This window comes from Brevundimonas sp. EAKA, from assembly GCF_000698025.1.
In the GTDB taxonomy this organism is placed as follows: Bacteria; Pseudomonadota; Alphaproteobacteria; order Caulobacterales; family Caulobacteraceae; genus Brevundimonas; species Brevundimonas mediterranea_A.
Genome location: NZ_JMQR01000140.1, coordinates 1 through 7,365, shown reverse-complemented (window position 1 = coordinate 7,365; position 7,365 = coordinate 1). Strand labels below are relative to the sequence as shown.

At 70.6% G+C, this 7,365-nt stretch carries 8 protein-coding genes; all 8 read right to left on the bottom strand.

Features of this window, described 5'->3' with window-relative positions; genetic code table 11:
* Position 1 precedes the first annotated feature (1 nt).
* From gspI to ER13_RS14870, 8 genes are read right to left on the bottom strand one after another with little or no spacing between them, the layout of a single operon-like run.
* Positions 2-409, bottom strand: coding sequence for a type II secretion system minor pseudopilin GspI (gspI, locus tag ER13_RS14905; protein ID WP_081836254.1), 408 nt, complete (start codon positions 407-409; stop codon positions 2-4).
* Complete coding sequence (locus ER13_RS14900) at positions 402-866, bottom strand: GspH/FimT family pseudopilin (RefSeq protein ID WP_081836253.1); 465 nt, start codon at positions 864-866, stop codon at positions 402-404. The genes gspI and ER13_RS14900 overlap by 8 nt, the downstream gene beginning before the upstream one ends.
* Positions 835-1,284 carry a type II secretion system major pseudopilin GspG gene (gspG, locus tag ER13_RS14895; RefSeq protein WP_035310471.1) on the bottom strand — a complete coding sequence of 150 codons (450 nt, stop codon included), beginning with the start codon at positions 1,282-1,284 and terminating at the stop codon, positions 835-837. The genes ER13_RS14900 and gspG overlap by 32 nt, the downstream gene beginning before the upstream one ends.
* Before the next feature lie 13 nt (positions 1,285-1,297).
* On the bottom strand, positions 1,298-2,515 hold the full coding sequence (gene gspF / locus ER13_RS14890) for a type II secretion system inner membrane protein GspF (protein ID WP_035310469.1): 1,218 nt from the start codon (positions 2,513-2,515) through the stop codon (positions 1,298-1,300).
* Entirely contained in the window at positions 2,515-4,011 is a 1,497-nt protein-coding gene (gene gspE, locus ER13_RS14885; RefSeq protein ID WP_035310467.1) for a type II secretion system ATPase GspE, read from the bottom strand. Before gspE ends, gspF begins: the two co-directional genes overlap by 1 nt.
* 4 nt (positions 4,012-4,015) lie before the next feature.
* Entirely contained in the window at positions 4,016-6,172 is a 2,157-nt protein-coding gene (gene gspD / locus ER13_RS14880; RefSeq protein ID WP_035310465.1) for a type II secretion system secretin GspD, read from the bottom strand.
* The gene (locus ER13_RS14875) at positions 6,169-6,429 is read right to left on the bottom strand and encodes a hypothetical protein (RefSeq protein WP_231492567.1); all 261 of its coding nucleotides are present in this window, start codon (positions 6,427-6,429) and stop codon (positions 6,169-6,171) included. The genes gspD and ER13_RS14875 overlap by 4 nt, the downstream gene beginning before the upstream one ends.
* Positions 6,429-7,274, bottom strand: a complete 846-nt coding sequence (locus ER13_RS14870; RefSeq protein WP_035310464.1) for a glycoside hydrolase TIM-barrel-like domain-containing protein — start codon at positions 7,272-7,274, stop codon at positions 6,429-6,431. The genes ER13_RS14875 and ER13_RS14870 overlap by 1 nt, the downstream gene beginning before the upstream one ends.
* Between the last annotated feature and the right edge of the window lie 91 nt (positions 7,275-7,365).

The window sequence follows — 7,365 nt, the reverse complement described above, 5'->3', positions numbered from 1 at the left end:
CTCATGCCCCGGCCGCCCGGAACAGGACGCGGTCGGCCACCTGGCCCTCGTCGGTGAAGACCCGCACGTCAATCCGGCCCATGCCGGCGACTTCGGTCCCGGTGACGACGCGACGCCAGCGCCAGACGCGGCCGGCCATCTGGGTTTCGCCGCTGACTTCGCCCACCGGCAGGCTGGGCGCGATTATGGCCTCGGCCGCGACATTCTCGGCCACCAGACCGCCCAGGGTGCGCGCCTCGACGCGCACGGCGGAACGGGTGCTCTCGCCTGACAGGTTCAACAGGGCCATGGCCGCCAGGGCGAACACCGCCAGGGCCACCAGCATTTCGATCAGCGTAAACCCGGCGCGGGCGTGTCGAGCCCTGCCGCCGGCCGGACGACCACGCGCTGCTGGAACGGAATCAATCATGGATCGACACCTCGCCCGCGCCGTCGACCGTGACGGTGCGGGATTGGTTGTCGCGGGTCAGGCGGACCCGGGCGGGGTCGGCCACGCCGGTGGGATCGAAGACGATGCGCACAGGGTCCGCCGGCGCCGCGACGCCCTCGCCCCAGGTGCGGGCGATGAAGACGCCGTTCAGCGGCGTCCAGACGGCGCCGTCGAAACTGGAAAAGGCGTAGCCGGCGGTGTCCGCATCCGCCGCCACCGGCCGATTGGTCAGGATCGCCTCCTCGCGGGCGCGCGACAGCCGGGCGGCGAACTGCTCCGCCTCCAGACCCACGGCCGGTCGGGGATCGGGCAAGGACAGGGCGACCGCCCCGGCCGCCAATCCGATGACGGCCACCGTGACCATCAGCTCGACCAGGGTGAATCCAGAACGGCGACGCTGAAGCCTAGCCCTGCCAGTTGCCGAGGTCCGCGTCATTGCCCTCGCCCCCTTCCTTGCCGTCCGCCCCCAGGGAGAAGACGTCGAACTGCTGGCCGTGCGCGCTCTGGCGACGATAGCGGTAGGGGTTGCCCCACGGATCTTCGGGCAGGCGACGCACATAGCCGCCCTGGCGATAGCGTTCCGGCTGGGCCAGGCCGGCCGGCGCGGACACCAGGGCCTCGAGCCCCTGCTGGTCGGTGGGGAAGTTCAGATTGTCCAGGCGATAGGTCTCGATCGCCTGCTCCAGAACCGAGATGTCCGCCTTGGCCTTGCCGACCATGGCCCGGTCCTGGCTGGGCAGGACATTCAGCGCCACCACGGTCGCCAGCAGGCCGATGATGACGATGACCACCATCAGTTCGACCAGGGTGAAACCCTGACGTTTGCGTCGCTTGTTCTGATTTTCGGACGTCATGACTAAACTCTCCTCACCCCATGGCCAGGGTGTTGATCTGAAGTATGGGCAGCAGGATCGACAGGACGATCATCGCGACCACCCCGCCCATGACCACGATGATGGCCGGCTCCAGCAGGCTCAGCATCACTGCGGTGAAGGTCGCGAACTCGCGTTCCAGATAGTCGGCGGCGCGTTCCAGCATCGGCTCCAGCCGTCCGCTGCTCTCGCCCGAGGCGGTCATATAGACCAGCAGCGGGGGAAAGACGTCGGCGCGGCGCATGGCGGCCGACAGGCCCACGCCCTCGCGCACCGCCTCGCCCATGGATTCCGTCGCCTGACGCAGGGCCATGTTGGACACGGTGCGGGCGGTGATGGTCAGGCCCTCCAGCACCGGCAGGCCCGCGGCGATCATGGTCGACAGGGTGCGCGCCATCCTGGCCCCATGCAGGTCCCGCGTCAGACGGCCGATGACCGGCAGCCTCAGCATCGCCTGGTCGATCCGCAGGCGGATTTCGGGTCGGCGTCGCGCGACCACGCCCGCGACGATCAGCCCGGCCAGCAGCAGCAGGAACAGCCAGCCCCAGTTCCGCATCAGGTCCGACACCCCGATCACCAGTCGCGTCAACAGCGGCAGGGTCTGGTTCATGCTCTCGAACTGATCGACCACCTTGGGCACGACGAAGGTCATCAGAATGGCGATCACGCCCAGAGCGACCACGGCCAGGACGCTGGGATAGACCACGGCGGTGATCACCTTGCCGCGCACCTGCTGGTCCCGCTCCAGCCCGTCGGCCAGACGTTCCAGGATCGGCTGAAGCGCGCCCGACTGTTCCCCGGCCGAGACCATGGCCCGGTACAGGGGCGGAAAGGCCTGGCCCTGCAAGGCCATGGCGTCGGACAGGCGACGCCCCTCCATGACCCCTGCATGCACGCCTTCCAGCACCCGCCGCACCACCGGCCGATCGGCCTGAAGCGCCAGGGTGCGCAGGGCCTCTTCGATCGGCGAGACCGAAATCAGCGTCGCCAGCTGGCGCGTCGTCAGGGCCAGGGTCTTGGCGTTCAGGCGGTCGCCCCGGCCGGCGCCGCCCGTCCGCTCGGCACGCGGCGCGATCCGGGCCGGCGTCAGCTCCAGCGGCATCAGCCGGCGCTTGGTCAGCCAGCCGCGCGCCGCCGCCTCGTCCGAAGCGGTGACTGCGCCGGACACCGTCCGCCCCGCCGCATCGACGGCCACATAGTCGAAGGCCGCCATCAGGCCGCCTCCGCCGGATCGGTCGCCGTCTCCTGGCGGGCGACGCGGACCGCCTCCTCGACCGAGGTCACGCCGTCCAGCACCAGGGCGCGGGCGCGTTCCGTCAGGGTTCCGCCCCCGGCGAAGGCGGCGGCGACCACGGCGTCCTCATCCGCCTCGGCTGCAATCAGCCGGCGCACGCGATCGTCGATCTTCAGCACCTCGTACAGGCCGACCCGGCCGACGTAGCCGGTATTGCCGCAGTGGGCGCAGCCGTGCGGACGCCAGACCTGCACCCCGGCCTTGGCGCCGACCAGTTTCGCCGTCTTTTTGTCGGCGATCTCGGGCGTGCGGCAGTGGTCGCACAGCCGCCGCACCAGCCGCTGGGCCACGATCAGCCGCAGGGTCGAGGCCAGCAGGAAGGGCTCCACCCCCATGTCGCGCAGCCGCGTCACCGCCCCCGCCGCGTCGTTGGTGTGGACGGTGGACAGGACCAGGTGGCCGGTCAGGGCGGCCTGGACCGCGACCCCCGCCGTCTCCACGTCGCGGATCTCGCCCACCATGACCACGTCCGGGTCCTGGCGCAGGATGGCGCGCAGACCCGCCGCGAAGGTCATGCCGACCTTGGTGTTGACCTGGGTCTGGCCCACGCCGTCGATGGCGTATTCGACCGGATCCTCGACCGTCAGGATGTTGCGCGTCTGGTCGTTCAGCAGGGCCAGGCCGGCGTACAGGCTGGTGGTCTTTCCCGAGCCCGTCGGCCCGGTGACCAGGATGATGCCGTTCGGCTCGGCCAGGGCGGCGCGGAAGGCGGCCAGGGCGTCGGGCGCCATGCCCAGACGGTCCAGGGTCAGCCCCGCCTGATCCTTGTCCAGAATCCGCATCACCACCCGCTCGCCGCCGCGCGACGGCAGGGTCGAGACCCGCACGTCCAGCGTCTTGCCGCCCAGGGCCAGGGGGATGCGCCCGTCCTGCGGCACGCGCTTCTCGGCGATGTCGAGCCGCGCCATGACCTTGATCCGCGACACCAGCAGCGGGGCGATGCGCGGGTTCAGGCTCAGGGCCTCGCGCAGCACACCGTCGATCCGCATTCGCACCAGCAGGGCGCTCTCATAGGTCTCCAGGTGGATGTCGGACGCGCCGGTCCGCACCGCCTCGGCGATGATCCCGTTGATCAGCCGGATCACCGGCGCATCGTCGGCCGTATCCAGCAGATCGGCCGCCGCCGGGATGTCGTCGATCAGACTGTCCAGCCCGGCCGGCATGTCCAGATCGTCGCCGTCGGTCGCCGCCAGATGGTCGCCGGCATAGACCTCGGACAGTTGGCGGTCGAAGGCCGCCTGGCTCAGGGCCTCGACCGCGAGGGGGCGCCCCAGGACGCGCCGCGCCTCGATCAGGGCCTTGGGATCCGCCCCCTCGCGCAGACCCACCCGCGCCACCTCGCCGGCGTCCAGCAGCAGGACGCCGTGTCGTTTGGCGAATCCATAGGGCAGGCTGGGGCTGACCAGGGTGATCATGGGATCAGTTTCCGGTCGGCGGCAGGGGCGCGACCTCGACCGGGGCGACGGGGGCGGTCACGCCAGTCGGGGCGATCACCATCGGCTGGCCCGTCGCCGGGGCGGCCGGCGCCTGGGTCCGCATATAGTCCCGCACCAGGGCGTCCAGGCTGGGCTCGCGATCCGGCTGCACCGCCTGCTGCTGGTCGCGCATATAGCCCCAGCGATCGGCGGCCAGCCCTTGAGCCTCCTCGCGGGTGCGGACGATGGTGGGACGCAGGAAGACCATCAGATTGGTCCGCCCGCGCTGACGGCTGTTCGACCGGAACAGGGCGCCGACGCCCGGCAGGTCGCCCAGGCCGGGGATCTTGTCGGTCGAGATGATGTCGTTCTGGTCCAGCAGGCCGCCGGCGACCGCGATGTCGCCGTCATCGACCACCAGGGTCGTCTGCAGCTCGCGCTTGTCCAGCACCAGGTCTGTCGCGCCACGGGTCAGCCCGCCGTTGATCGCCGACACCTCCTGGCGCAGCGTCAGGGTGATGGAGCCGCCGGCGTTGATCTGCGGCTTGACCGTCAGCCGAACGCCGATGTCCTTGCGGTCGGTCGTGGTGAAGGGGTTGGAATTGCCGTCCAGCAGGGTCTGGCCGGTCGTGATCGGCACCTCCTGTCCGACCAGGAAGGTGGCCTCTTCGTTGTCCAGCGTCATGATCGACGGGGTCTGGAGCAGGTTGGAGCCCTTGTCGGTCTTGGCCGCATTGATGATGAAGCCGAACAGGCCGTCGCCGACCTCGACCCCGGCGCCGCCGATAAAGCCGTTGGCGCCCACCAGACTGTTCAGGGCCAGGGTCTGTAGCTGTTCCCGCAGCGGATCGTCCTTGTCCAGCTGCCCGGCATAGGCGCCGCCGGCCATGTTCACCAGCGGGGTGGCGTTGGCGGTGTAGTTGGTCAGACCGACGCCGTTCTCGCCGCCGTACAGCCACTGGACGCCCAGCTCGCGCACCGCGTTGTCGCTCAGCTCGACCACGATGGCCTCGATCAGCACCTGCTGGCGGCGCACGTCCAGCCGCCGGATGACGTCGGCCAGGGTCCGCTGCATGTCGGCCGGCCCAGCGATGACCAAGGCGTTGGCGCCGGGGAAGCGGGCGATGGTGGCGCGCTGTCCGGTCGCGGTGACAGTGGACGAACCGATGGCGCCGCGGTCCGCGTCCGCTCCACCCAGGCTGGAGGCGGCGCGCGACAGGCCGCTCGACGCGCCGTTCGTCGATCCGGTCGGGGCGGTGCGCAAGCCCTGGCTCGCGCCCGTCGAGGCCGTGACCGGCTGGCCCACCACCTGCTGCAGCACCGGCAGAAGCTGCTCGGCGTTGGCGTGTTCCAGGAAGACGACGTTCACGTCCTGGCTGGCGCGCGAGCGGCCGTCCAGGTCATGGATCAGGCCGCGCACGCGGGCCAGGGCCTGGCCGTCGCCGCGCAGGACGATGGAGTTCGAGCTTTCCACCGCCGTGACGGTGACCATCCCCTGCCCGCCGCCGCTCGGCGCCGCCATCACCTGCTGCAACACCCCGGCGATCTCACGCGCCGAGGCGTTCTCCAGCGCCACGACCTCATAGCTGGACCGGTCCACGTCGATCCGGCCGATCAGGGAACGGATACGGGCCAGATTGTCCGAAAAGTCGGCCACCACCACGCTGTTGGCGCCGGGATTGGCCAGGACCTGGCCCTGGGCCCCGACCAGCGGCCGGATCGTCTCGGCGGCCGAGGCTGCGTCGATGTTGCGCAGTTGGAAGACCTCGGTCGAGAAACGTTCGGCCCCGACCGTCGACGGCCCCTGGGCCGCGCCCTGGGCCGGGCTGATCCGATAGGCGCCCGACTGGGTCGGGGTGACCACCAGGCCGTTGGCCCGCAGGGTGGACAGGAAGACCTCGAACATCTGGGCGCGGCCCAGCGGCCGATCGCTGGTCACCGTCACCGTCCCGGTCACGGCCGGATCGACGATGAAGGTGCGGCCGGTGGTGCGGGCCACGTCCTGGATGAAGGCGCGGATGTCGGCGCCCTGGACGTTCAGGGTCTGGCGCGCCTCCTGGGCCATGACGGGCGCGGCGGCTAGGGGGGCCTGCAGGGCCAGGACGGCGGCGAGGGCGCCGACGCCGGAACGCTTCAGGCGATTGCGCAGAGAGGCGGTCATGGACGCGTCCTTATGGTGGTGGTGCGCGTCTCGCCCGCGCGCTCATATTGGATGTCGGCGGACGGGGCGCTGGCCAGCTGGCCACGCAGGGCGCCGATGGCCTGAGGGCTGTTCAGCGCCACGCCATTGACGGACAGGATGACGTCGCCCGACTGAAGCCCGGCGCTGCGCAGCTCGGACGCATTGCCGGCCGACGAGACGGTGAAGCCGTTGACGCCCAGACCCTGGATCCGGGGCCGCAGCGCGGCCTGGGCCATCAGCCTTTGGGGATCGACGACCACGCCCTGAGACGAGGCGGGCGGGGCGGGGGGGGGGGACACGGGCGGCGGGCGCCCGCCCCCCCCCGCATCGCCCCCCCATAGCCCGCCGACACTGGATTGTTCTCAGCCGCCGCATAATGCCCCAGCACCGCCTCCAGCGCGCCCCGCTGCACCGCGTCGTCGCGCGCGCCGGTCGATCCCGGCGGCAGGCGGCTCTCGCTGCTCTTGGGATCCTGGAACAGGTTCGGCGCATTGCCGCCCCGGTCCACCGCCGCACAGCCGAACTCCGACAGCCGCACCGGCTTCATCCCCGAAACCCAGGCCGTCGGCGTCGCCGAGCGCACCCCGCCCGGCCGGTCATGGTGAAGGTTCGACCACCACCCCTTCAGGTCCTTGGGTCGGAACAGCCAGTCCTCGCCGTGCGCCGTATCGACGATGGGCGTCCTGGCCTGCGCCGCCCGGTCGGTCTCGCCTGCATAGAACCAGTCGAACCCCTCGCCGCCCGCGACGCCCGCCGCCAGATAGGCCGGGTCCGCCGCCCCATCGAACACCGCGGAATCCACCCCGCCGTCGCCCTCGCGCCAGTCGGTCAACGGCGGATACCAGTCGATCGACACATGATCGATATTCGTATCGGCCCACAGCGGGTCCAGGTGAAACACCACCTCCCCGCCCGTCTGCCGTCCAAAATATTCGCTCCAGTCGGCCGCATAGGACAGTTTCACCCCCGGCCCGACCACCGCCCGGCACTCCGCCGCCAGCGCCCGGAACTGCGCCACCGCCGGAAAGGCCCCGGCCGCATCCCGCGTCCAGGTCACGCCCCGCATCTCCGACCCGGTCAACAGCTGGCTCTTATACACACTTGACGCTGCCGACGACCTACCCTTCTTCTATCTCAGCGGTCGCCGTGTCCTCATTACTACAAACATCACC